The organism is Pseudomonadota bacterium, from assembly GCA_039028935.1.
Taxonomy (GTDB): domain Bacteria; phylum Pseudomonadota; class Gammaproteobacteria; order Steroidobacterales; family SZUA-146; genus SZUA-146.
Map to the genome: position 1 here is coordinate 74482 of JBCCHD010000006.1, position 22409 is coordinate 96890.

General features: G+C 56.4%; 20 protein-coding genes. 7 read left to right on the top strand and 13 right to left on the bottom strand.

The window, feature by feature from the left end:
- Positions 1 to 245: 245 nt before the first annotated feature.
- From flgL to flgB, 11 genes are all read right to left on the bottom strand, one after another.
- Positions 246 to 1436, bottom strand: a complete 1191-nt coding sequence (gene flgL / locus AAF465_04675; GenBank protein ID MEM7082003.1) for a flagellar hook-associated protein FlgL — start codon at positions 1434 to 1436, stop codon at positions 246 to 248.
- A 3-nt stretch (positions 1437 to 1439) separates the two neighbouring features.
- Entirely contained in the window at positions 1440 to 3332 is a 1893-nt protein-coding gene (gene flgK / locus AAF465_04680) for a flagellar hook-associated protein FlgK (GenBank protein ID MEM7082004.1), read from the bottom strand.
- Positions 3333 to 3403: 71 nt separating this feature from the next.
- Entirely contained in the window at positions 3404 to 4294 is an 891-nt protein-coding gene (gene flgJ / locus AAF465_04685) for a flagellar assembly peptidoglycan hydrolase FlgJ (GenBank protein MEM7082005.1), read from the bottom strand.
- A complete protein-coding gene (locus AAF465_04690) occupies positions 4291 to 5490 on the bottom strand; it encodes a flagellar basal body P-ring protein FlgI (GenBank protein MEM7082006.1) in 1200 nt (399 codons plus the stop codon). Before AAF465_04690 ends, flgJ begins: the two co-directional genes overlap by 4 nt.
- Before the next feature lie 37 nt (positions 5491 to 5527).
- The gene (flgH, locus tag AAF465_04695) at positions 5528 to 6220 is read right to left on the bottom strand and encodes a flagellar basal body L-ring protein FlgH (protein MEM7082007.1); all 693 of its coding nucleotides are present in this window, start codon (positions 6218 to 6220) and stop codon (positions 5528 to 5530) included.
- 12 nt (positions 6221 to 6232) lie between these two features.
- Entirely contained in the window at positions 6233 to 7018 is a 786-nt protein-coding gene (flgG, locus tag AAF465_04700; GenBank protein ID MEM7082008.1) for a flagellar basal-body rod protein FlgG, read from the bottom strand.
- 80 nt (positions 7019 to 7098) lie between these two features.
- The gene (locus AAF465_04705; GenBank protein MEM7082009.1) at positions 7099 to 7839 is read right to left on the bottom strand and encodes a flagellar basal body rod protein FlgF; all 741 of its coding nucleotides are present in this window, start codon (positions 7837 to 7839) and stop codon (positions 7099 to 7101) included.
- A gap of 45 nt (positions 7840 to 7884) precedes the next feature.
- Positions 7885 to 9102 (bottom strand): flagellar hook protein FlgE, encoded by a 1218-nt coding sequence (gene flgE, locus AAF465_04710; GenBank protein ID MEM7082010.1) that lies wholly within the window; start codon positions 9100 to 9102, stop codon positions 7885 to 7887.
- A 49-nt stretch (positions 9103 to 9151) separates the two neighbouring features.
- Positions 9152 to 9823: a flagellar hook assembly protein FlgD gene (locus AAF465_04715; protein ID MEM7082011.1), complete on the bottom strand. Its 672-nt coding sequence runs from the start codon at positions 9821 to 9823 to the stop codon at positions 9152 to 9154.
- A 22-nt stretch (positions 9824 to 9845) separates the two neighbouring features.
- On the bottom strand, positions 9846 to 10256 hold the full coding sequence (flgC, locus tag AAF465_04720; GenBank protein MEM7082012.1) for a flagellar basal body rod protein FlgC: 411 nt from the start codon (positions 10254 to 10256) through the stop codon (positions 9846 to 9848).
- Complete coding sequence (flgB, locus tag AAF465_04725) at positions 10256 to 10645, bottom strand: flagellar basal body rod protein FlgB (GenBank protein ID MEM7082013.1); 390 nt, start codon at positions 10643 to 10645, stop codon at positions 10256 to 10258. Before flgB ends, flgC begins: the two co-directional genes overlap by 1 nt.
- Positions 10646 to 11065: 420 nt before the next feature.
- On the opposite strand from flgB, the gene flgA reads away from it, so the two are divergent.
- The 6 genes from flgA (at position 11066) to AAF465_04755 (ending at position 19040) form a co-directional block, all read left to right on the top strand.
- Complete coding sequence (gene flgA, locus AAF465_04730) at positions 11066 to 11848, top strand: flagellar basal body P-ring formation chaperone FlgA (protein ID MEM7082014.1); 783 nt, start codon at positions 11066 to 11068, stop codon at positions 11846 to 11848.
- Between the two features lie 171 nt (positions 11849 to 12019).
- Positions 12020 to 12352 carry a flagellar biosynthesis anti-sigma factor FlgM gene (gene flgM / locus AAF465_04735; protein MEM7082015.1) on the top strand — a complete coding sequence of 111 codons (333 nt, stop codon included), beginning with the start codon at positions 12020 to 12022 and terminating at the stop codon, positions 12350 to 12352.
- A complete protein-coding gene (locus AAF465_04740; GenBank protein ID MEM7082016.1) occupies positions 12353 to 12847 on the top strand; it encodes a flagellar protein FlgN in 495 nt (164 codons plus the stop codon).
- A 184-nt stretch (positions 12848 to 13031) separates the two neighbouring features.
- Positions 13032 to 13871 (top strand): putative metalloprotease CJM1_0395 family protein, encoded by an 840-nt coding sequence (locus tag AAF465_04745; GenBank protein ID MEM7082017.1) that lies wholly within the window; start codon positions 13032 to 13034, stop codon positions 13869 to 13871.
- 337 nt (positions 13872 to 14208) lie between these two features.
- The gene (locus tag AAF465_04750) at positions 14209 to 16656 is read left to right on the top strand and encodes a TonB-dependent receptor (GenBank protein ID MEM7082018.1); all 2448 of its coding nucleotides are present in this window, start codon (positions 14209 to 14211) and stop codon (positions 16654 to 16656) included.
- Positions 16657 to 16799: 143 nt separating this feature from the next.
- The gene (locus AAF465_04755) at positions 16800 to 19040 is read left to right on the top strand and encodes a sulfatase-like hydrolase/transferase (protein ID MEM7082019.1); all 2241 of its coding nucleotides are present in this window, start codon (positions 16800 to 16802) and stop codon (positions 19038 to 19040) included.
- 9 nt (positions 19041 to 19049) lie between these two features.
- Here AAF465_04755 and AAF465_04760 read toward each other — a convergent pair whose 3' ends face one another.
- Complete coding sequence (locus tag AAF465_04760; protein MEM7082020.1) at positions 19050 to 20096, bottom strand: nuclear transport factor 2 family protein; 1047 nt, start codon at positions 20094 to 20096, stop codon at positions 19050 to 19052.
- Positions 20097 to 20156: 60 nt separating this feature from the next.
- On the bottom strand, positions 20157 to 21197 hold the full coding sequence (locus AAF465_04765) for a cupin domain-containing protein (GenBank protein ID MEM7082021.1): 1041 nt from the start codon (positions 21195 to 21197) through the stop codon (positions 20157 to 20159).
- Positions 21198 to 21304: 107 nt separating this feature from the next.
- Between AAF465_04765 and AAF465_04770 the strand changes: the two genes are divergently transcribed.
- Positions 21305 to 22408 (top strand): ester cyclase, encoded by a 1104-nt coding sequence (locus tag AAF465_04770; GenBank protein MEM7082022.1) that lies wholly within the window; start codon positions 21305 to 21307, stop codon positions 22406 to 22408.
- The last annotated feature ends 1 nt before the right edge of the window (position 22409 follow it).

Sequence of the window (22409 nt, forward strand, 5' to 3'; positions counted from 1 at the left end):
CGCAACGCAACCTATTTCACACTTTTGCCACACGGATTTAAGGCCCGTCGTGACCATCTCAAGGCGATATTCGGATAACCGGCATCGGCCTTAAAAGAAGAACGATTTGGCTCCCACTGCGTATGCATGCGGTCTTGCGCCGACCGACCATGCACCGCACAGAATCCGCACGTCGTCTAAGCAAAGCACGAAACGCGGGCGTCGCGACGGCAACAGTAAGCCACCTTATAGACGACGCTGGTCGATCAAATAAAGCGGAATAAACTCAAGCCTTGAATTTGTGCAAATGAACGTTGCGCCGCTTCGAGGCCGACAAGCTGCTGACTCAGACGGGTCACCGCTTCGGCGTAATCCAGCTCCTGTAACTCCGCGCGAGTGGTCTCGAGGGTAATGGCAAAATCTTCATTGCTCGCCTCTTGTGCGTCGATGCTCTGCAACCGCGACCCCACTCGCGTACGAAACTCCAACAAGTTGTCCACGCTTCGATCCAAGTCTTCAATCGTATTGCCCACTTGATTGTGAAGTTGCGCAATACCGGTTGGGTTGGTTGGCGAGTCGAGCGCATCAATAAAGTTCTGAATCGTCGTGAACATGTCCTGTGACGTTGAGGGCCCAACGTCGAACGAGTCACCGACTTCAGGCGCCCCACTGAGCACCAGTTCGACACCTTGCACACTGATGGAGTCACCGCTGGTATAGCTGCCAATCGCAACGGTGGAGCCCCCGGAGTCCGTCACCGTATAGGCATCCGCGGCGGTAAATTCGATGGTATAGGTGTCGTTGTCCCACAGCGCCACATCGGCAAGCGCCCGGGCGCCGAGCACACCCGTGCCGCTATTTGTGGCGTTGGCGGATACCGCAAACGTGCCTGTGCCGTTTGGGATAGACATAAAAATTGAATCACCCGAATCGCCGTCGGCCACTGTACGTGTATCGCCAATCTGGATCTGCCGTTGGCCCTGATCGCCGTCGTAACGGATACCCGCAGCGGTTTGTGCAAACGGACGCGAATCGGAACTGAAGCCAGCAAAGATAAAGTTACCTTGCGCATCGCGCGTATTTCCAAGCTGCACGAGTTGATCCAGTGCTTCGGCGGATTCAGCAGCGATATAACCGCGAGTGGAACTGTCCAACGTATCGTTGTTCGCCTGAATCGCCAGATCTCGAATACGAAACAATACACTCTCGATATCGCTTAACACTTGCTCCTCGAGTCCGAGGCGGTTGCGCGCCATATTGATATTGCGCTGATACTGATCATTTTGTTCAACCGCCGAATTAATATCGAGTAGTCGCGCGGCCGCGACAGGGTCGTCAGACGGACTCAACAAGCGATTACCGCTGGCCAATTGCATTTGAGTCCGAGCCAAACGCGATTGCATTTCCGTCAAGGAGGAAACGCCCTGCGCGTAAAATTGAGCTGTCGAAATACGCACGACTTATCTCCCGACCGCATTAAGCAGACTATTAAACAAGCTATCTGCCACGGTAATCATCCGGGCCGCCGCCTCATAGGCTTGCTGATAGCGCAACATATTCGCGGCTTCTTCATCCAGATTCACACCCTGAACCGCCTGCTGATCGGCCAGCGATTGATCCAATAGGGTTTGCTGTGCGGTAAGTGATGTAGCCGCTTGCTGGGTCGTGGTCCCGACGGCCGCCACCAGTTGGCTCACGCTCCCGCCCAAGGTGGTGCCGCCACCGTCGAGCACGCCCGCACCTTGTAAGCCAGCCAACGCGAGCATATTGCTGTTATCGCCAACTCCACCTGAGTTCGCATCGATGGTGAACACATCACCCGCTTCAGGCGCACCAGTGATCGTAAATGACGCACCGTTAATCTCGATCGGCTCTCCCTCCGTGTAAGGAAAAGAACCGGCACCGTTGATGCTGTACGTAGTCGGGCTGGTGAACTCGATGGTCGCCGTGTTCAGCAGCTGAGGATTATTAATATCGGTTATCGCGCCAAATTGAATACTGCCTGAGCCGACGTTGTCCGGCGACGAGGCTCCGCGCACGGGTGCTGCGGCGGCCAGGCCTTCCGCTGAGATGGACGTCAACTGCAAGGCGCCGGCGGCGCCGGCCGTTGGTCTAATCGTCAAGCGATCACCATTGGCGGGTGCGCCATCGACCACAATGCTAAGACCATCCGCGACAAACGGATCGCCTGCCGTGCCACTACCGGTCATCGGTACCGATTCGCCGGTGTCGCTGCGGCTCAGTGAGTAAGCCCCACCATTAAACGCTAGGGTGTAATCGGCCGTTGTCAGCGCGCTCACGTCGCTCACCGTTGCCGTCGCCGAGCCGGTACCACTATTACCAGCGTTGGGTACAACAGCAGGATCACCAATGCTGAATAGGGGCGCGCCGAGATTGCCATTCAGGTCCATGCCGCTCGCCTGCTGCGAATTGACCGCCGTGGCCAAGGCAATCGCAATGCGGCCCAATTCATTGCGGGCTGGATCGAGCACTTCGCGCTGAAAGTCCATCAGTCCACCCATAGTTCCGCCGGCAATGGATGACGAAATATCGGTAACGCTGCCAGTATTGCTCAACACCACATTAAATCGTGTGGGATCCGCTGCATCGGTCTGCACATCAACGCCCGCCGCCTGAGTGCCTACCACCAGCGCTTGGCCGCTACCCACAAAGACGTTCATTGATCCGTCTTCCTGGACGAGGGTATTCACATCAATCTTTGTCGCCAGTTCATTGATGAGCTGATCGCGGTAATCTAAAAGGTCATTGGGTCCACCCGAGCTGGCGCTGCCGTTTGATGACAAAATATCGCGATTCACGTCCGCAATCGATTGCGCCAACGCATCGATTTGCTGCGCTTCCTGCTGCATGCGACTCGAGATTTCGCCCTGCATTTCGGTAAATCGATTCGACACGGACTGAAAACGACTGGCAATCGACTCAGCCTGTCCCAACATGACCTGTCGGGCCGACAACGAGGAAGGGTCATTCGCCACGTCCTGCGCTGAGCCAAAAAAGCGCTGCATACTGGCCGTGATGCCCGTCGATTCATCGCCGAGCAAGCGATCCACGCGAGAGGCCATGGAGTGAAACGCATCGAGACGATTCACCTCGCTCTGTCCACCACGCGCCGCCGCCACAATAAACGCATCGTAGCTGCGTGTTACGTTGAGAAGCTGCACACCCGATCCGATGGTGAATGCGCCGTCGGTCGCGCCAATGCGCGCTGCCAACTCCACTCGCTGTCGCGAGTAGCCGGGCGTGTTCACATTAGCGATATTATGTCCGGTGGTCGCTAAGGCGCGCTGCGATGTGAGCAGTGCGCTAAGACTTGTTTGTAAAATGTCAGCCATATTGAAAATCCCTGGAGTACAAAGTCTCCATGCCGGTTATCGGCAGGCGATGACGGAACTTTAGGGGAATGTCACCTCTGGTCATGCTTGCCTGAGAGATGCATCGCACTTTTGAGTGCCTCGCTGTTTACGATGCCAATAATTTTGTTTGCGTACTCTGGGTCGGTGGCGTAGCCACCCTCTTGTAGCGCCTGTGCAAAGGCTTCGGAATCGTTGCCACTGCCAACAACGGCTGCATAACGACTATTACCTAGCAGTAAGCTGGCGTAATCGTTGAAACTGTCAAACATTGAGGAATAGCTACGAAACGCCGCCGACACCTTGCGCGGTATACCAGCGGAATACTCATAGGTTTTAACCATGGCGGTCGCACCGTCCCATTGTTTACTGGCTTTGATGCCGAACAAGTTGTGAGTCGGGCTGCCGTCTGAGTTGAGTATTTGCTTACGGCCCCAACCCGATTCCAACGCGGCCTGGGCCATGATTAGTTGAGGCGCAACACCGAGACGCTCGCCGACGCGCTTGGCGTGAGGCAGCGTGGATTGCACAAAGGCCAATACCTTGTCGGCGATGGACTGTGTCATCTCGACCGGCGGCGTTGCCGCTTCCACCGACACATTCCGTCGCGGTACTCGGTACGACATCGACGTCGACTGCTCACTGGTTTTCAATCCGCTGAGCTGCCTAACCAACATGTCTGCGATCCCCAGTCCACTACCTTTACTGAGTTCAAGCGCCATCTGCTGATCAAACATACCTTCATAAAATCGAGTCTGATCGCTATCGAACACACCATCCGCCAAACTCGCCGCGCGCATATTTTTGAACAGCATATGCGTGAACAACGACTCGAATTGACGCGCGACCTCTCGGAGGTTGTCGTCTTCGCCTTCGCGTGCACCGTGCTTCAGCTCGGCCAGCTGTGCGGGGTCCGTAAACAATGCGGGAGGGATCGTGTTCATATCACCACCAGCTCCGCGCGCAGCGAACCGGCTTGCTTCAGCGCTTCGAGAATGGCAACCAAATCACCCGGCGCCGCCCCGACTTCGTTCACAGCCCGCACAATTTCGTCCAGCGTCACACCCGGTTCGAACAAAAACATGCGTTCACTTTCTTGCGTGACCGTGATGTCACTGTCCGGCACAACCGCTGTTTGGCCACGACGCGCAAAGGCTTCGGGCTGACTCACAATGGGGTCCTCGCTGATGGTGACAACCAACGAGCCGTGCGAAACGGCGGCGGGGGTCACCCTTACATTTGATCCGATCACAACGGTTCCGGTACGCGAGTTAACGATCACACGGGCCGGTGCGGCACCGGGATCGACCTCAAGGTTTTCAAGTTCGGCAACAAACGCGATGCGCGCCGCGGGAGAATCGGGCGCACGTACCCTCACGGAGCTTGCGTCCACCGATTCGGCAACGCCTCCGCCGAGCAATGTATTAATGCGGGTAGACAGGCGGTGCGCGGTCGTGAAATCGGGACTATGTAGATGGAGCGTGATAAAGGGTGCCGTATTGAAATGACTGGCCACGCCACGCTCGATGCTCGCCCCATTGGGAATACGTCCGACGCTCGGTACATTCACAGTAATGCTCGAACCATCTTCCGCGCTTGCACCAAAACCGCCGACAATTAAATTGCCCTGCGCGATCGCGTAAATTTGTCCATCCGCCCCTTTAAGCGGCGTCATTAACAAACTGCCTCCGCGCAAGCTGTTGGCATTGGCAATGGACGACACCGTGACATCGATTTTCTGACCAGGCTTGGCAAACGGCGGCAAATCGGCGTGCACCGCGACCGCGGCCACGTTCTTCAACTGCGGATTGGCACCAGGCGGCAGGGTGATGCCGAACTGTGTGAGCATATTCTGCAAACTCTGCACGGTAAAGGGCGCCTGACTGGTTTGGTCGCCGCTACCATCTAAGCCCACCACCAGGCCGTAACCGACCAGCTGGTTGGTACGCACACCGTCAACCGACGCGAGATCTTTGATTCGATCCGCCAGAACCACGGAGGGTGCGGCGTTGGCAATCAACAGGATGCTCAGCTTGGCGATCGCCGAAAAGAAGCGGCCACAGGTGAGCAGAAGAGTCTGGCCAACGCCGGCTCGGCGGCGATCCATTCTGGGTCGGTGTATCTGAACGAAAAGAGACATAGCAAGTCTTCCTAATTGGCCGTGTGTGCGATGCCTGCTAAAACGGCACCCAAGGTGAATTGAAAAAGCGCGCCAACCAGCTCATCCGATTGGCGTCGGCGAGCGCTCCTTTGCCCGCGTACTCGATGCGCGCGTTCGCGACTTTTTCGGACGACACGGAGTTATTTGCCAAGATGTCGACCGGACGCACGATACCGCTCACGCGCACATATTCTTTGCCTTGATTTAGGGTGAGCCACTTCTCCCCTTGAACATGCAAATTGCCATTGGGCAAACGCTTCACGACGGTGACGGTGACACTGCCGTCCAGTCGATTACTTTGCGTTGCTCCGCCCTCTCCGCTGAACTCCTGATCCCCGCCCAAGTTGCCACTTAAGATCGGTACGCCGTCGCGAGTGACGTTGTAGCCCATGACCGTTGGGTTATTGATGGTTGCGGCGGTTGATTTGCTGGTGCTGGTTGTCGAACTCTTTGTCGCGTTAGTCGCCTCGGTAAGCGTAATGGTCAAAATATCACCGACGCGTCGGGCTTTTTGATCCTCAAACAAAGCAAGACTGGTGGAGGCCTGATAAATGGCACCGTTTGCTTCCGGTATTGAATAGCCGCTCTCGTAACGTGTGGGCGGCGGCATGTCATTGGACGTATCCGCGCGCGGTATCAAGGCGCAGCCACCAAGCATCAGCGCAATACTGATCAGAGTCAGACGGGCACAAAGAAAAAACGGCTTCATCCGGTCATCCTCTTAGAGTTGGTTGTTGACGTATTCGAGCATTTGATCACTCGTTGAAATGGCCTTTGAGTTCATTTCATACGCGCGCTGCGTTTCAATCATGCCGACGAGTTCTTCGACGACATTGACATTGGATCCTTCGAGTGAGCCTTGCGCGAGAGTGCCAAGCCCATTGAGACCAGGGTTACCAACTTGAGGGGCACCACTGGCGGCGGTTTCAACAAATAAATTCTGTCCGCGCGGCTCAAGGCCGGCCGGATTGATAAAGTCCGCGAGCTGCACATTCCCGACTTGCACGGGCGCTGGTTGGTCGATAAGACGTACCGAAACCGTGCCATCGGTACCAATTGTGATGCTCTGCGCACCATCTGGAATGCTGATTCCCGGTTGCAATGAATAGCCGCTGGACGTCACCATTTCGCCTTGGCTATTGAGCTGAAACGCCCCATCCCGGGTGTAGGCCTGACCGCCATCTGGCAATAGGATTTCGAAAAACCCGCGACCTGACACCGCGATGTCCAATGAGTTATTTGTTTGTCCGATGTTGCCTTGTTCAAACGTTTTTTGTGTCGCAACCAGCCGCACGCCGGTGCCGAGCATCGTGCCGGAAGGATACCGGGTGTCTTGGGACGATTGGCCGCCGGGCTGACGACGGTTTTGATACAGCAAATCTTCGAATACTGCGCGGCTTCGCTTGAATCCACTCGTGGTTGAATTCGCGAGATTGTTGGAAATCACGGCCATCTTGGTTTGCTGTGCGTCAAGGCCGGTTTTGGCTGCCCAAAGTGCTGAGTTCATGGTGAGTTGTCCTTCGTTAGAGTGTCAAAAAAGGGTCGAATGCCTTGCGCTAATCAAAAAGCTGCAAGTTGCATGCCATATCAACGCATACGCATGAGCTGGGCGGCTGCGTCCGCATCTTCTTTCGCGGTGGCGATGAGCTTGACCTGCATTTCATAGAGCCGAGAGATTTCGATCATGTCCACCAGCGACTGCGCCGCATTGACGTTGCTCGATTCCAGTGAACCCGACAGCAGTTTTACCTCGGCATCGGCATCGGCAACCCCCCCGGCTTTAAGCCGAAAGAGACCGTCCGGACCACGCTGCAAGTCTTCGTTTGGCGGATTAACTAGCTTAATTCGATCGACAACCGCGAGCGTAGTGGGTCCTTGTCCAAGCGGCACAATCGAAATGGTGCCGTCTCCACCGACCGTCAACGACGCGTGAGGCGGTATCGCCACCGGGCCACCGTCACCCATAACCTGCAGTTGGCGCCCGGTCGTCATCAAGCCAAACGCATCCAAGTGCAAATCGCCCGCGCGGGTATAGGCTTCGCTACCATCGGGTGCTTGCACGGCGATCCAACCTTGCCCCTGCACCGCGACGTCCAACTCGCGTCCAGTAGACCGTATTGCACCGTAGCCAAAGTCGGCACCGGTGCCGGCGTTGATGACATTGGCACGGCTTTGGTAGCCATCTCCGCGTATCGGTGCATCAACACTCCCCAGTAGCTCCGCTCGAAAGCCCGTGGTGCTGGCGTTAGCGAGGTTATTACTTACAATGGCCTGCGCCTGCATGCTGTGTTTAGCGCCGGTCATAGCGATGTAGCCAAGTCTGTCCATGAATGCGATTCCTGTTGGGCCGTCTTACGCGTTAACTCAAAAACGTTATCGAATGTTCAATACTGTCGATGTCACCTGGTCCGCCGTCGTAATCATCTGTGCATTGGCCTGGAAGTTCCGCTGCGCGGTAATCATGTTTACAAGCTGCGCCGTCAGATCGACATTAGACGCCTCCAATGCGCCCGACTGGATCAAGCCAAAACTTGATGTGCCGGCCTCGCCCAACACAACGCTGCCAGACTCAAAGGACTCACTCCAGAGTGTGTCGCCACGTTGCCCAAGGCCATTGGGGTTCGCAAAATTGGCCAACGCCACTTTGCCAAGTGAGCTGGACTGCCCATTGGTGAAGCGCGCGAACAACACGCCGGTAGTACCGACCTCAAGTCCGATGAGACGCCCTGTGGTGAATCCATCCTGAATAAGTGAGTTCACGGCAAACTGTTCGCCAAACTGCGTCGTGTCGTTGTAATTCACCGTAAGATTGATGTCATCGGAGCCGGTACCGGTTGGAAACGCGGGTAAGGTCACCTGGCCGCCGGCCGGCGTCGTGATTTGCCCCTCACTATCGAAGATCAGCGGTTGTGCTGGACCCACCGGTGAGCCGTCGATGTACGTTTCGGCTAGCCACTCGTTGTTACCGACGTCTTTGATGTAGTAAAACGTAGCGGTGTGTGCAGCGCCCAACGAATCGTAGATCGTGGTCGATGTTGTGTGGTTATAGCTGGCGGGGTCGTCCGGATCGAAAACGGGATTGGTCGGTTGCTCCGCCGCCGCTGGCAAGTTAACACCGATTTCAGCTAGGGTCGTTTCGGAAGGCGCATTGGTGCCGACCAGCACGCGCATATCGGTAAGCAACCCCGTGTTGAATGAATCATTGTCCGCCGGTGGAAAGCCCTGCAGTCGCGCCCCTTTGGGATTGACCACAAAACCCTCGCGGTCCACGCTGAAGTTTCCCGCTCGGGTGTAAGCACGGCTACCGCCATCAAGCAGTGTGAAGAAGCCTTCACCACCAATCGCCATGTCAAGCGCGTTATTCGTAAAATCAACGTTCCCTTGCGAGAACGCCTGCGACACACCGGTCATGCGCACACCGCTGCCGGAGACGCTGGTGGCCAAACTACCGCTACCCGCTGCGAACACTTCCGCAAACTCAGCGCGAGAGCTTTTAAAACCATAAGTATTCGCGTTGGCAATGTTATTCGCCGTCACGTTCAGATCAGAAGAAGCGGCGTTCAATCCGCTGAGTGCAATTCGAAAAGGCATAGTGGGTTTCCTTGCGGGTTAGATTTTGAAAATGTTGCCTATTCGCGGCTTACTGAATCTGACGAATCTGATTCAGTTCCAGCGAATCCATATTGTGAAAGTTGAGGCTGAGCGCACCCGAATACGGCGAGAGCGACACGCTCTCGACTTCGGCGGCGACCAATACACCGACGGCTTCAGAGCCGCCCGGGGTGTCGATTTGGGCTTCAAAGGTGTAGCGCCCAGCAGGGGCTTCAACACCCTCTTCGGTCATTCCATCCCAGGTAAATGACGCCAGACCGCCGTCGTGCTGCCCAAGATTGAGTCGACGCACAACCTGCCCTGCACTATCACGTACCTCAACCGACACGCGCCCAGTCGGGATGGGCACATCCACCGCCCCGGCAAGCTCTCGTTTGTCACCCAACGTCGCACCGTTGGTTTCGGCCAGAACCGTGCGGCCGATCAAACCGGAAGCCTGAAGTGTTTGATCCGATGAGATCGAGGCGGCAACCGCACCGAAACTCTCCTTGAGTTCGGTAATTCCCGACACGGTACCGAACTGTGCTATTTGACCCAGAAATTCACCGTTCTCCATTGGTTTAAACGGATCCTGGTTTTGGAACTGCGTGATCATGAGCTTGAGATACTCCTCCTGTCCCAAGTCTGAGCGATTGGCGCTGCTGGCAGGCGCTTGGGCGCTGATACCGCCGGCGGCTTCTAAAGCGTTAATGGTTGACATGCTTATTTCCTTTTGAGTTGATTTACTGACCCATGCTCAATGTGCGCATGAGCAGCTCTTTCGATGTATTCATGACTTCGATGTTGTTCTTATACGAGCGTGATGCCGACATCATGTTGACCATCTCCTCAATCGGATTCACGTTACTGGAAAACACATAACCTTCGTCATTGGCGTTGGGGTTGTCCGGCGCGTAACGCGCGACAACGTCAGCCTGGCTCTGAACCACGCCGAGCACGCGCACCATCGGGTTTTCATCGGGTTTCATCGCGTCAGCGAAACTGGCAAATACCGGCTGCCGAGCGCGATAGGCGCTGGCCGCGTCGCCACTGACGTTGTCGGCGTTGGCCACATTGCTGGCCGTCACGTTTAAACGCACGGTTTGGGCGTTCATCCCGGAGCCGGCGATATCGAGAATATTGAAAAAAGACATTATTGATGGCTTCCTGAAATTGCCGCGCGCAGTGACTTAACGCGCCCGCTTAAAAATCGAAGACTGGCCTGATAGCGCAGGGCGTTCTCACCAAACTTGGCCTGTTCGACATCGGCTTCCACGCTGTTGCCGTCCAGTGACGGATGCAACGGCGTGCGATACATCAAAGCCGCGTCATCATGAAGACGTGCCTGACGCTGATGAGACGCATGCGTTGTGTGCATATCGATCTGCTTGGCGCGACCGAGCGCGGCTTGAAAGTCGATATCACGCGCCTTGTAGTTGGGCGTATCGGCGTTCGCAATGTTGGCGGCGAGAACCTCTGTTCGGCGACCCCACATGGACAGGGCTTTAGCGTGTATGCCGAGTATCGGATCGAAACGGTTCATGACGGGTTCCTTGTGGATGACATGCCTAGCAAGGAGCAAAGATCGTGCCAGTCTTTGAAACGGCCAATTTGCCGCGTGTTTGCCCGTTTATTTCCGTCAACCACGTGTCAAAGCGGCAAGGATTTTCCGGCGAGCGGCAATTCCGAACACTCCGACCGCCGGTTCAGCGGTGCCGCCCGGCGTGGTCCAGGGGATGTCCAGCCGGCATTCACGTCGTTAGGCGAACGGATTGCGTTCGGTATCTAACGGGTGGTGGGCCTCACGCGACACGCGATGGGTCCTTCTCTACCGACTGGCCAGCCTTATGCGGAACAAACGCCAGGCACCGAAATCGTCTGGCACGTTTCGTGCAATCAAACTCTTAAGCCGTGTTAGCCGATCGCCGCAGATTGACGATATGGCCGAGAATAGAAGTCTTAGATGACTGATTTATATTATTTTATTGGAACATTGATGGCTGTTAACCGACCTTTGCTCCGTCCACATCATGCGTACCGTCAGCGGCGGATCGTCGTGATTTTGACGCTTTTAACCGGTATAAGCACGACGGCTCTCGCCGCCACGAGCGCGTGGCAGGCCTTGCCATCCATTCGTCAAGTGGCCGTCGACTTCGTGACCCCGCGCGTCCAACAGCCGGGCCGTGAGGTACACATCGTTGCCGGCGAGCTTGATTCGCGCCTTCGATTGCCGCGTTGTACTGCACCGCTGGAGGCCTATCTCCCACCTGGCGGTCAGATTCGTACACAAACGGCGGTGGGGGTACGGTGTCACGCACCGAAATGGAAGCTGTTTGTGCCGGTGCGAATCGGCACCTCGGCCAATGTGTGGGTCGCGGCACGCCCATTGACAAAGGGCGCCGTCGTCTCGGCCGACGATCTGCGTGTGATGAAGCGCGATTTGGGATCATTACGTACAGGCTATGTTCTGGCGGACCAGACCATCGAAGGCCAGGTAGTGAAACGCGCCATCGACGTTGGTCAGGCGCTGCGGCCTCAGATGCTCAGCGCGCCGATCGTCGTTCGCCGCGGACAGTCACTGACCATTAGCGCCGGCTCAAAAACCGGCCCGATTCACATTCGCATGGCGGGCCAAGCACTCGCCGACGGACAAATTGGGCAGCGAATTCGAGTAAAGAACCTGTCTTCGGGGCGAACCATCGAAGGTATTGTCCGCTCTAGGGGGCGGGTTGAAATTCCAGAATAAAGTATTTTTTTCAATGATTTATAAGATTTTATTAACTATAATTATCACTTACTGGGGTATACCACGACGTCGACGTGAGACGGCGATGCACCTCAAGCAAATAATGTTCTAAAGTTTCCAATGCTTGCGCCGATACAGTGGGTGCAGGACCAAAAAGGAGAGCACGTGCTCATGGCAAACAATATCGATTCACTGACCAATCAGTCTATGCAAATTTCCGGTAAAACCACGCAAACCAGCGGCACGAGCAGCGCCAGCCCAGCCAATGCCAAAGCGGAAGGCGCGTCGAGTAGCGCCGGTCAGACGATGGATACCGTACAGCTGACCGATGATGCTCGACTGCTGCAGGCGGCCGAGCAGAAACTCAATCAAGTGAGCGAGGTCGACAGCAAGCGCGTGGAAGCCGTGCGCAGCCAGATTGAGTCGGGTGACTATTCCGTCTCTGCTGAACGCACCGCCTCCAAGATGATGGCTTACGACCGCTCCCTGCCTGACGCGAAATAAATGCTGACCGTTGTTCCTGATAGCGGCGAGTCGGTCACGCACCGTCGCGCGCGTGAATTGCAGCGATCGCTCGAAGAGGCGGTCGACTGTGTTGATCATCTACTCAGGGTGTTGCACAACGAACGGGACGCGTTGAGCGCCGGAAACGTGGAGCAACTCGACTACTGTGGGCAGCAAAAAGCGGATTGTGTCGTGCAGCTTGAAACGGTCGATAGTCGACGCGCGCAGCAGTGTCGTGAGTTAGGCATCCGAAACGACGACATTGACGAGTTTCTCGCCGCGCACAAGTGCAGTGACGGCACATCCTGGCAACACTTTACGACGCGCCTCGCATCCTGCCGGGACGCCAACTCTCTGAACAACGCGCTGGTACGTATTCGCCGCGGGCATATCGAAAAAGCGCTCGGCATTCTCCGGGGCGCCTCCGGCGACACGCCACTCTATGGCCCAGACGGTCTAGATACACCTTCGGGCTCACCGTTGGGCCGCGCCTAGCAACACCCTACTCTCACGCTCTTTTATGTCACTGCTGCGTCCGGCACCGGCCGTTCGCCGGTCCATCGCGGGTGTCGTCTGTCACGCCAGTTGGGCGCGACGCGTCGCGTTCACTAAACGACCGACACTCAAGTTTAAGGCCTGTCGGTCGCTGACCTATTAGGCGCACTATTCGGTAAGCAGATTGATCCATTCGCACCACTCCCCCTCCCTACATCGTGTACCGGCATCGACCGCACCCGCGCGACCGGATTTGGCGCAGTCCGACCGGCGCGCAGCGTCTGCACTACGCGCCAACACGCTGGATGCGTCCGCACCAGCACCCTCAATCGCGCTGAATAGGACCGACCACACGACTGAACCGGTACCTGTCGAATCCGTTGAACAACGACCACCGCAGACCGCCGCCAACGGCGTCCATTCCGCCGAATCCCACAGCGCGCCAGCCGACGACTCGGCAGCGACAGACGCCCAACTCAGCGAGGCTGAAGAGAAAACACTGCGTGAGTTGCAAGAACGCGATCGTGAGGTGCGTGCGCACGAGCAGGCCCATCTCGCCGCCGCGGGCAGTTTGGCCATTGGCGGGGCGAGATATACTTATGAACGCGGGCCTGATCAACGGTTGTATGCGGTCGGCGGGGAGGTCCAGATTGACACCTCCGAGGTAAAAGGGGATCCCCAGGCAACACTTCGCAAAGCACAGACCGTACGTCGCGCGGCGCTGGCACCGGCCAATCCATCCGCACAAGATCGACAGGTCGCCGCCGAGGCCGCGCGCATGGCCGCCGAGGCCCAAGCGGATATCGCGCAAGAGGCGTCTCCCGCGACGGCCGAATCGTCCTCAAGTTCCGTGTCCGAAAACGCGCCCTCCTCCGCCGGTCAGGCGATCGAACCGCTGCACTGTGCCGCCTGCGGCGGGCGTCATGCCGATTCTGCGCACGCTGGCCTGACGGCCTATCACGACAACACAAACCTCCACTCAGAATCGGTTGGAACCAGCACGTCGATCGAATACAAAGCCTGAGCAAGCCGCTGGGTCCCGCCAGTGGAAACCACGCCGCCGATCCGGCCAATACACCGACGTGTCGTCATAGTCTTAGCGGGTGATGCCCCGGTGCATGGGCACGAGAATGGGCGTGACCGATGCCGGGCCGGCATCGGTCAAGCGATGCGAACGATTATCATCATTTTTTATCGAAAATTTCAACTTATATGATTGTTTTCAATAGTTATTTACTGTTTCAAGCGCCCGTTCTTCGACGCACTTGCATTCGAAGTACATTTTGCCGCACACTCTCAGTATCGAGGCAGTATTATGTCCGATTTACCGCACAGACCATTTTGTCCTTGGGGGAATTCCAATGAGTCAGTTTTTTGTACGAAAAGAGTCGCTGAAGTCTCTTTTTCTCGGGATTGTCGGCGGCAGTGTGTTCTTCACACCGCTCGCATCAGCCCAGCTTGAGGAGGTGCTGGTGACCGCCGAAAAGCGCGAGGAAAGCCTTCAGGATGTGTCGCTCTCGGTGACCGCGCTAAACGAAGAAGCGTTGGCGTTTGGCGGGATCGAGGACGTATCACGCCTGGAATTACTCGTTCCGGGTCTCAATTACGCGTTCGCCGGTAACGACGCGAAATTTAATGTCCGCGGCGCGAACTCGACCAACACCTTTGGTGACAATAGCTCGATCGTCGGCGCTTTTGTCGACGGTGTGTATAAGGCCCGCGCCTCACAGCAAACCCGCGCATTTTTCGACGTCGCAAGCGTTGAATTTCTACGTGGACCTCAGGGCACGCTGTATGGCCGCAATACCTTTGCTGGGGCGCTGAACGTGTACACCAATGCGCCAGACTTCGACGGGTATGCCGGCAACATCAAAATTAGCCGAGAGGCATTCGACCGATTCCGCGGCGAAGGCGCACTTAATGTGCCGGTCAATGACCAATTCGCTCTGCGCTTTGCCGGTTTTTTTGATAAGAGCGATGGCCAGATTCGAAACACGGCCGGACCGGACATTGGTGCACAAGATGACAAGGGCATGCGGGTTTCGGCGCTGTGGCGTCCCACGGACAACCTCGAAGTGATCGCTCGATACACGCGTGTATCCGAAGACGGAAACGAAGCCGGTTTGTTTGGCTACACATTCCTGTGCCGAAACGAAACATCAGACGGTCTCACCGACCCATTCGGTACGGTGCGAAACTGCACAAACCCAGTACGCGGCTCGGGTGGCCGAGGTGTGGCGGCAAACGGCCCTAACGGCGACCCTTGGACGATTCAACAAGACTATGTTCGCCCGGTGGTGCTCGACGATGACGAATTTGCGCTCACCGTCAATTATGATCTGGATCGATTCTCCATCAAGTCGATCACGTCGTTTAACGATTTTAAGAACGACATTAACTTTGACTTTGATTTCAGCCCTACGCCGAACTCAAATGGCGGCTACCTCGAAGAGTCCGAAGGCTTCTCGCAGGAATTCGTATTGACGTCCAACTCGGACGGCCCCTTGCAGTGGACAGCTGGTGCTTACTATTCCGACCTTGAGGACTACAGCAGCTTCTACATTTACCAGCAGACGCAGCGCGACGACTCAACGCGACCGACGGTGACTAACTCAGAAGGAACGTTCACTGTTCTGCAGGGAACCGACATCGTGTCGGATGCCACCGTGCTAGGCGGCTTCTTTGCCAACTCAGTCATCATCGACACCGAGTACTTTGGTATCTTTTCCCAACTCGAGTACTCGGTTAACGATCGGGTTCGCTTGATCGGTGGATTGCGTTACAACGATGAGTCTAAGCGCGCTTCGTGCGGCGGCTCCAACTTTACAGGCGACACGAACGGCGACGGCACCGTTGACCGCGTGGTGAACGTGGCGCCGGGCGTTGCGGGTTCTTCTCCACTCGTGCTGCCGAGTAACGCCATCGACGTCTTCACGTACAACTGCGGGGCCTCAGACGCGGTGACCAGCGATCAGGTCAGTGGTCCAGACTTTGACGGTGACTACGACAACGTGACCTGGCGAGCCGGTGTGGAGTACGACTGGCGAGACGACACGATGGTGTATGTGACTGGGTCTACCGGTTATCTGTCCGGGTCGGCAAGCACGTCAACGACCACTGACGAGCAGGAGTCACAAGTGATTGAGCTGGGTTTCCGCAGCCTTCTTGCAGGCAACACCTTGCAACTCAATGGCGCCATGCATTTTACGGAGTACACGAACCTGCTAACACAGCGACAGCGTCTCGATGATTCCGGTCTGGTCGTGATCACCTTCTCCGATAATGGTGGTGACATCGAAGCTTGGGGTCTGGAATTTGATGCGATCTACGCGCCCAACGACGCATTGACCATCTCGGGCAACGTGGCGTTCCTCGACTCCGAGTTCGGTGTATACGGTCAAACGAACCCCTACCAACTGTATAATGGGCAAGTGCAAGGCTTCGTCGATCAGGCGGGTGAACGCACGCCTTGGTCACCGGAGTTTACCTTCGGCGGTAGCATCGCTTACCGCTACGACTTAGGCGATAAGGGATCGCTGACACCCTACCTGCAGACGTATGTGTCGGACGGCTACAACACATCAAACCTGTTGGCCACCGATCCCTCACACGATCAGGAGTCCTTCTCAAAAACAGATTTTCGTTTAATCTGGGACTCGCCAGATGGCAACTACTCAATCGAAGGATTTGTTGAGAACATCGAGGACGAAGCCGTGCTCGCGCGTGGCAACAACAATAGTGACGACGTTGTGCAAACTTCGTATCTGTATCCACGCAACTACGGCGTACGGGTTAAAGCCCGCTTCTGATTCGCCATGCGGTTTGGACTTTCGTTTAAAGGGACCTTCGGGTCCCTTTTTTATTGCGTAAGACACGGTGCTTACACATCACAGTCCGGGCGAATTGCCTCGTTCTTATTGCCCTTCGGGGCACCGTCTTGGGAAGGCCGATTATGAATCGACGTGACTTTTTAAAAACAACCGCTGCACTGACCGCTGGTGCATCACCGGAGGCGCTTGCCGATGCCACACAACGGTCGCGTGAACACCCGCAAGGCAAACATTGGGCGCCGCGGACTCTCAACCGCCGACCCAATATTCTCATCGCGATCGTCGACGACGTAGGCTACAGCGATTTTGGTTGCTACGGATCTGAACTGCGCACGTCGTGCATTGATCAACTCGCCGAGGAAGGCACACGATTTAATAATTTTCATGTAACGGCAGTTTGCGCCCCAACGCGAGCTTGCCTGATGACCGGCCGCAATGCTCACGCGGTCGGCGTGGGCAATATCGCTGAATGGGGACGTGATTTGCCCGGTTACAAAGGCTGGATTCGACAAGACGCGGCGACGTTGGCTGAGATGCTCAAACCGCTTGATTACACCACGCTAGCGATCGGCAAATGGCACTTATCGAGCATCGATGATCAAAACGCGACAGGGCCATTCGACCGCTGGCCCAATGGCCGGGGCTTCGATCGATGGTACGGTTTTCATGGCAACGCCATGGATCACTTCCATCCTGAGCTATTTGAAAACACAGTCGAAGTCCACCCGGAAAAAGGCGCGGACTATCACTTAAGCACCGATCTGGTCGACCACGGCATACAATATCTACAAGATCATTTAATCGCCGCGCCTCAGAATCCATTTTTCATGTATATCGCTTTCGGCGCGTGTCATTTTCCGCTTCACGCCCCGCCCGCCTATATCGATCGTCATCGAGGAAAGTACGGCAAAGGCTGGGAAGCGCTCAGACGGTCGCGATACGCCCAGCAACAAGCGCTAGGTTTGCTTCCCAGCCACGCCTCCCTCGCGCCGTCCAATCCCAATGTGGGGCGCTGGGAGGCACTGTCGCCCGATGAGCGGCGTATTGCCGAGCGTGGGCAGGAAGTGTACGCCGCCATGCTGGAACACACCGACGACCAACTCAAGCGGATCATCGACTTTTTACGCGAGGAAGATCAACTCGACGACACTATTGTCCTGGTGCTGTCCGATAACGGCGCCGCTGTGTCTTCGCAGCCGCTTGGTACACTCGATCTTCGGCGCTCGGCCTACCTCGATAAGGAAACACCGGCCCATTTGAGCGCGCATCTTGATGCCTTTGGGACGGAGGACTCGCAGTGCATGTATGGACCGGGCTGGGCGCAGGCTAGCAACACGCCACTTCGTTGGTACAAGGGGGATACCCACGGCGGTGGCACCCGATCGCCGCTCGTGATGCGTTGGCCCAACGGCAACGTGCCCGCTGATCGGATTGTTGGCCAATATCATCATGTGATTGACGTTGTGCCCTCGTTGCTTGAGATGATCAACGCCATGCCGCCGGACCGGGTTAACGATGCAGCGGCTCTGCCTTTACAAGGCAGCAGTTTCGCCTACACGTTCGACCATCCCGACGCCGCAACGAACAAAACGGTGCAGTATTTTGAGACATCGGGCGATCGCGCGATTTGGGTCGACGGTTGGAAAGCTGTTGTCAAACATCAGTTTGGCGAGTCCTTTGAAAACGACGTCTGGGAGCTCTTTCACGTTGACCACGATTTTTGCGAATTGAATGATCTTTCAAAAACGCACCCCGATCGGCTCGATGCACTCGTTAAAAAATGGTACGACGAGGCACAGCGCTACGACGTTTTGCCAATGAGCGACGATCTGCTTGGCATGTACAAAGCGGTGGTACCCGCCCCGCGCGCGCGACATGTCTTCTATCCCTCCATGACGCGACTCGATCGACTGAGCGCGCCAGACATCTTTAATTTTGACAGCACGCTCATCGCGGATGTGTCGCTAACGTCCGATCAAACGAGCGGTGTGTTGCTCGCCTCGGGTGATGGTTCAATCGGCTACGAATGGTTTCTGCAGCAAGGCTTTGTGTATTTTGTTTACGTCTATACGCGCGAACGCGTCGTCACGTATCGGTGGCCAACACGCATTGGAAAAGGTGATCACTTGATCGGTCTTCAACTGCACAAAACATCGACACACGCCGCGAGCGCCAAGGCGATCGTCGACGGTGCCGAGGTCGGCCAATTCGAGCTGCCCTCCATGTGGCCGATCTGGGCGCCGAATTCAGGTATCCGCTGCGGAGAAAATCGCGGTGCCCCGATTAGTAAAGCGTATGACGGCGATCTGATCTTCGAGGGGACCCTCAACCGCGTGATCGTGGATATCGGTCTCAACGGATGAGCGGTTGAGTCAGTCGGGTATACGGTCGATTTCCCGACTGCGCGCGAGCACGTCCAAACCTTGCCCGTATAAGTAGTGCAAGAGGTCGATAAATACCCAGTTCTCAACGAGCTTGTCGCCCTCGCGACGATAAATATCAACCACGCGCATTTCGGCACGCGCGGCATTCGCGGTCATGCCCAAAAAACCGCCCCGACTTGAATTGTGCAAGTTTGGCCAGCCAAACCAACCTGCATAGTTCCCCTCGGCAATGCGCGCCACATGGCCATTAAACACCTTATCGGCTAGGTTGCGGCGAAACGGGTACTGATGCTGTTTCTGGTAGCGAGTGATCGTGGTCGTCGCCCCGATACCGGTGGGTCCATACCAAATCATCTGTTCGTCCCACGTTTTGCGCAGAACATCGGGGGAACACTCGTCATCGCCCGTTTCATTTAATATCGACAGATCGCTCACCATACGCTCGGTCAGGGCAAGTGTACGGGCGCCTTCTGCAGGGTCTTGTGCCTCGAACAACAGACCATCATGCGTGCGAGGTCCTGGCTGAATGATGTGCGCACCCGTCGGCGGCGGCAGTGGATAACGACCGGCCTGCGCCATCACGCTAACCACGTCGATAAACAACGCCGTTTCGGCGATGCGATCGCCGTCAATGCGATGAAACTCGGCATACGGGATAAAGGTGAACTTGCCGGTGGGTGGGATACCCAACCAATGATCATCCATCAATCCTGTGAAGTGGCCCATGCTGCAGGTCCAAACCGTCGGCTCATCGCGTTGCTCGAGTTCGCCTTCGCTTATGCCCGCAAAAAATATGTCTTCACGACGCTGGTACGCGCGAAAAGACGAGCGCAACGGCGCCCAAAACGCCGCGATCGCGCTATCCACATTTGGTTGCTCGTAAAAAGGGTGTACGCCCCGCCAGCGGTAATCTACGCTGGCAACATCCGCCAACGCCGCGGCATAGTCGACGGCATGATCAAATGTTTCGATGTACTGACGCACAATGCGTTTGCACGACTGCAGATCGCCGTCACGTTTATCCGTATTGGTCATGGCAGAGTCACGATAGTGGCAAAGCAGTGTGTCAACACGCGTTAAACGCTTGGGTGCACATTAGCGAACCGCGACATTCGCCTGATCGAGCCAGAGCGGCGCGACGGGCATATCGCCGCGGCGAACGACAAAGACACAGGCCGGTTGCGCATCCGATTCACGCAGACTGCGTACGGCACCGATCGGGGTGGTAAACGTATCCCCCTCGCGCAACACAAAACGCGCGTCATTGACACAGATCTCGACCTCCCCCTGATGCACAAACAACACTTCCTCTTCGGCTCGAGTGTGGGGAGGAATGCACGCGTGTGCCTGGAGAGACAGACGTCGAAACACAAAACCGTGCGGCGTCGCGACCTCGCCTTCATCGATGTGCTCTGCCGCGTTGGCGGGCCCCAGTATGGGGGCCTCGGTAACCCCTTTGGCCCGCTGTGCGATGGCCGAATTGATCGACGCACGATAGTCATTTTGCCGAATAACACAACGCCGCATTTCGTCCGCGCTCATTCGACGCATCGCCGCCGCCTCGTCCGCGCTCGTCGGTGCGCACGCTCGGTCGTCGTGGGGAAGATCACCCTCTTCAACGGTATCGAATAGGCGCCCGCTTTCAAGCAACACCAGACCGTGATCCCGAGCTTGCTCGAAGACATAAGGCGCCCACGTAACGTGTCCAGGGTCGTCTCGGCCCAATATCGCGAATAAAAAGCCCGGCTCGTCCGATACACACTCAAACCCACGAAACACATTAATCGGTATCGAGATTACCTCGCCTTCATGCAGCGTGATATCGCCATCGCTGCCGTCCTCGCCCCACATGAAGCGCCACGCACCCCGGTGGACCATAAAGACCTCTTCCGAAACATGGCTGTGCTGGGAATTAATGCACCCTTTAGGCTGCCGAGCCGCGCCGATATTGAAGCCGTGAGGAATGCGAACGTGCACATGCTGCCCAGGGTTCTCGGCTACGCCCGGACCAATGATCGTGAAATTTTCTTTTTGATCGCTGCCGGGCGTACGGGCATCGATAAACGCGGTGCGACAGGCGATTAGCTCGTCGTATCGCACCAGACGCTGCCGCAGCGTGTAGGCTAATGTTGTCATTTTTCGGTCAATTCCTTCTCGCCCTCGACTAAAATGTACTTCGAATGCAATAATGACGCAACACCCATGAAGGGTAATTAGATTCCGTATAAAAATGAGTATGTTACATGGGCAATTCAACGCACCCTGTTAGCCGGGCCGCACTGGCCGATATCGGCGACCTGCTGTCGCCCTCGCCCAGCGGCCGTCGTATGCCCATGCCGGGTTTCGACGACGAATTTGTCGACATTGTCGATTACATCATTCGAATCACGGATCGCATTTGGCACGAGCGGCGCATTGAACTCTGTCTCGACTACTACGCGGCCGATAGCGTCATCCACACGCTCGGTGGGGACATAACGGGTGCCCAGACGGTTGTGGACAACACTCGAGACACGCTTCGCGCGTTTCCCGACCGAACGCTCGATGGAGACAACGTCATCTGGAGTAACCGTGGCGCGGCAGATGGCAGTAACGGCTACTACTCCTCCCACTTAATCACCAGCCGCATGACCAATGAAGGCGACACCGAATACGGCAAGGCAACCGGACGACGCGCACGCATCCGCACAATCGCAGATTGCGTGTGTGTGAACAATCAGGTGGTGGAAGAATGGCTCGCACGGGACAACGCGTCGCTGGTTATGCAATTAGGATTCGATCCTGATGACGTCGCTCACGCCCAGGCCCGGCATGATTGGGAAAGCGCATCGCCACTTTACAACACGCTTCAACAGTGGCGTGAGCAGCTGGTACCCCTTCCCCCTGCCACCCCGCCTGCTCCAGAAGAGTCACCGGCAGAGTTTGCTCGCGCGGTACTGGGCACGGTGTGGGCGCGCAATGATCAAGCCGTGTTGCCCGATGTCTATGACTTTCGCGTCGCCGCGCACATGACTGCCGGTCGCGATTTGTACGGCACACTCGAGTACGGTGAATATCTCGATGCCCTACATAACAGCCTGTCATCAGTTGCAATCAGCGTCGATCACGTTGCCGACATCCCCTATTTAGGCTCAGCACGGGACATCGCCGTGCGTTGGTCCCTGTCGGGCGTCCATTCCGGCGATGGCTTGTTTGGCCGAGCGTCCGGTGCACCGATTTACTTGCTCGGCATGACCCACTGGCGGATCATCCGTGGACGGATCAAAGAGGAAACAACCGTGTTTGACGAACTCGCACTTCGACGCCAGATTGCGCATCACCGTCTAAGATTCGAGGCGGGCAACTGAC

Excerpts from the sequence above, each read along its gene's own strand:
- flgK (MEM7082004.1), bottom strand. The coding sequence starts at position 3,332 with ATGGCTGACATTTTACAAACAAGTCTTAGCGCACTGCTCACATCGCAG.
- flgJ (MEM7082005.1), bottom strand. The coding sequence starts at position 4,294 with ATGAACACGATCCCTCCCGCATTGTTTACGGACCCCGCACAGCTGGCC.
- AAF465_04690 (MEM7082006.1), bottom strand. The coding sequence starts at position 5,490 with ATGTCTCTTTTCGTTCAGATACACCGACCCAGAATGGATCGCCGCCGA.
- flgH (MEM7082007.1), bottom strand. The coding sequence starts at position 6,220 with ATGAAGCCGTTTTTTCTTTGTGCCCGTCTGACTCTGATCAGTATTGCG.
- flgG (MEM7082008.1), bottom strand. The coding sequence starts at position 7,018 with ATGAACTCAGCACTTTGGGCAGCCAAAACCGGCCTTGACGCACAGCAA.
- AAF465_04705 (MEM7082009.1), bottom strand. The coding sequence starts at position 7,839 with ATGGACAGACTTGGCTACATCGCTATGACCGGCGCTAAACACAGCATG.
- flgE (MEM7082010.1), bottom strand. The coding sequence starts at position 9,102 with ATGCCTTTTCGAATTGCACTCAGCGGATTGAACGCCGCTTCTTCTGAT.
- AAF465_04715 (MEM7082011.1), bottom strand. The coding sequence starts at position 9,823 with ATGTCAACCATTAACGCTTTAGAAGCCGCCGGCGGTATCAGCGCCCAA.
- flgC (MEM7082012.1), bottom strand. The coding sequence starts at position 10,256 with ATGTCTTTTTTCAATATTCTCGATATCGCCGGCTCCGGGATGAACGCC.
- flgB (MEM7082013.1), bottom strand. The coding sequence starts at position 10,645 with ATGAACCGTTTCGATCCGATACTCGGCATACACGCTAAAGCCCTGTCC.
- flgA (MEM7082014.1), top strand. The coding sequence starts at position 11,066 with ATGACTGATTTATATTATTTTATTGGAACATTGATGGCTGTTAACCGA.
- flgM (MEM7082015.1), top strand. The coding sequence starts at position 12,020 with ATGGCAAACAATATCGATTCACTGACCAATCAGTCTATGCAAATTTCC.
- AAF465_04740 (MEM7082016.1), top strand. The coding sequence starts at position 12,353 with ATGCTGACCGTTGTTCCTGATAGCGGCGAGTCGGTCACGCACCGTCGC.
- AAF465_04750 (MEM7082018.1), top strand. The coding sequence starts at position 14,209 with ATGAGTCAGTTTTTTGTACGAAAAGAGTCGCTGAAGTCTCTTTTTCTC.
- AAF465_04755 (MEM7082019.1), top strand. The coding sequence starts at position 16,800 with ATGAATCGACGTGACTTTTTAAAAACAACCGCTGCACTGACCGCTGGT.
- AAF465_04760 (MEM7082020.1), bottom strand. The coding sequence starts at position 20,096 with ATGACCAATACGGATAAACGTGACGGCGATCTGCAGTCGTGCAAACGC.
- AAF465_04765 (MEM7082021.1), bottom strand. The coding sequence starts at position 21,197 with ATGACAACATTAGCCTACACGCTGCGGCAGCGTCTGGTGCGATACGAC.
- AAF465_04770 (MEM7082022.1), top strand. The coding sequence starts at position 21,305 with ATGGGCAATTCAACGCACCCTGTTAGCCGGGCCGCACTGGCCGATATC.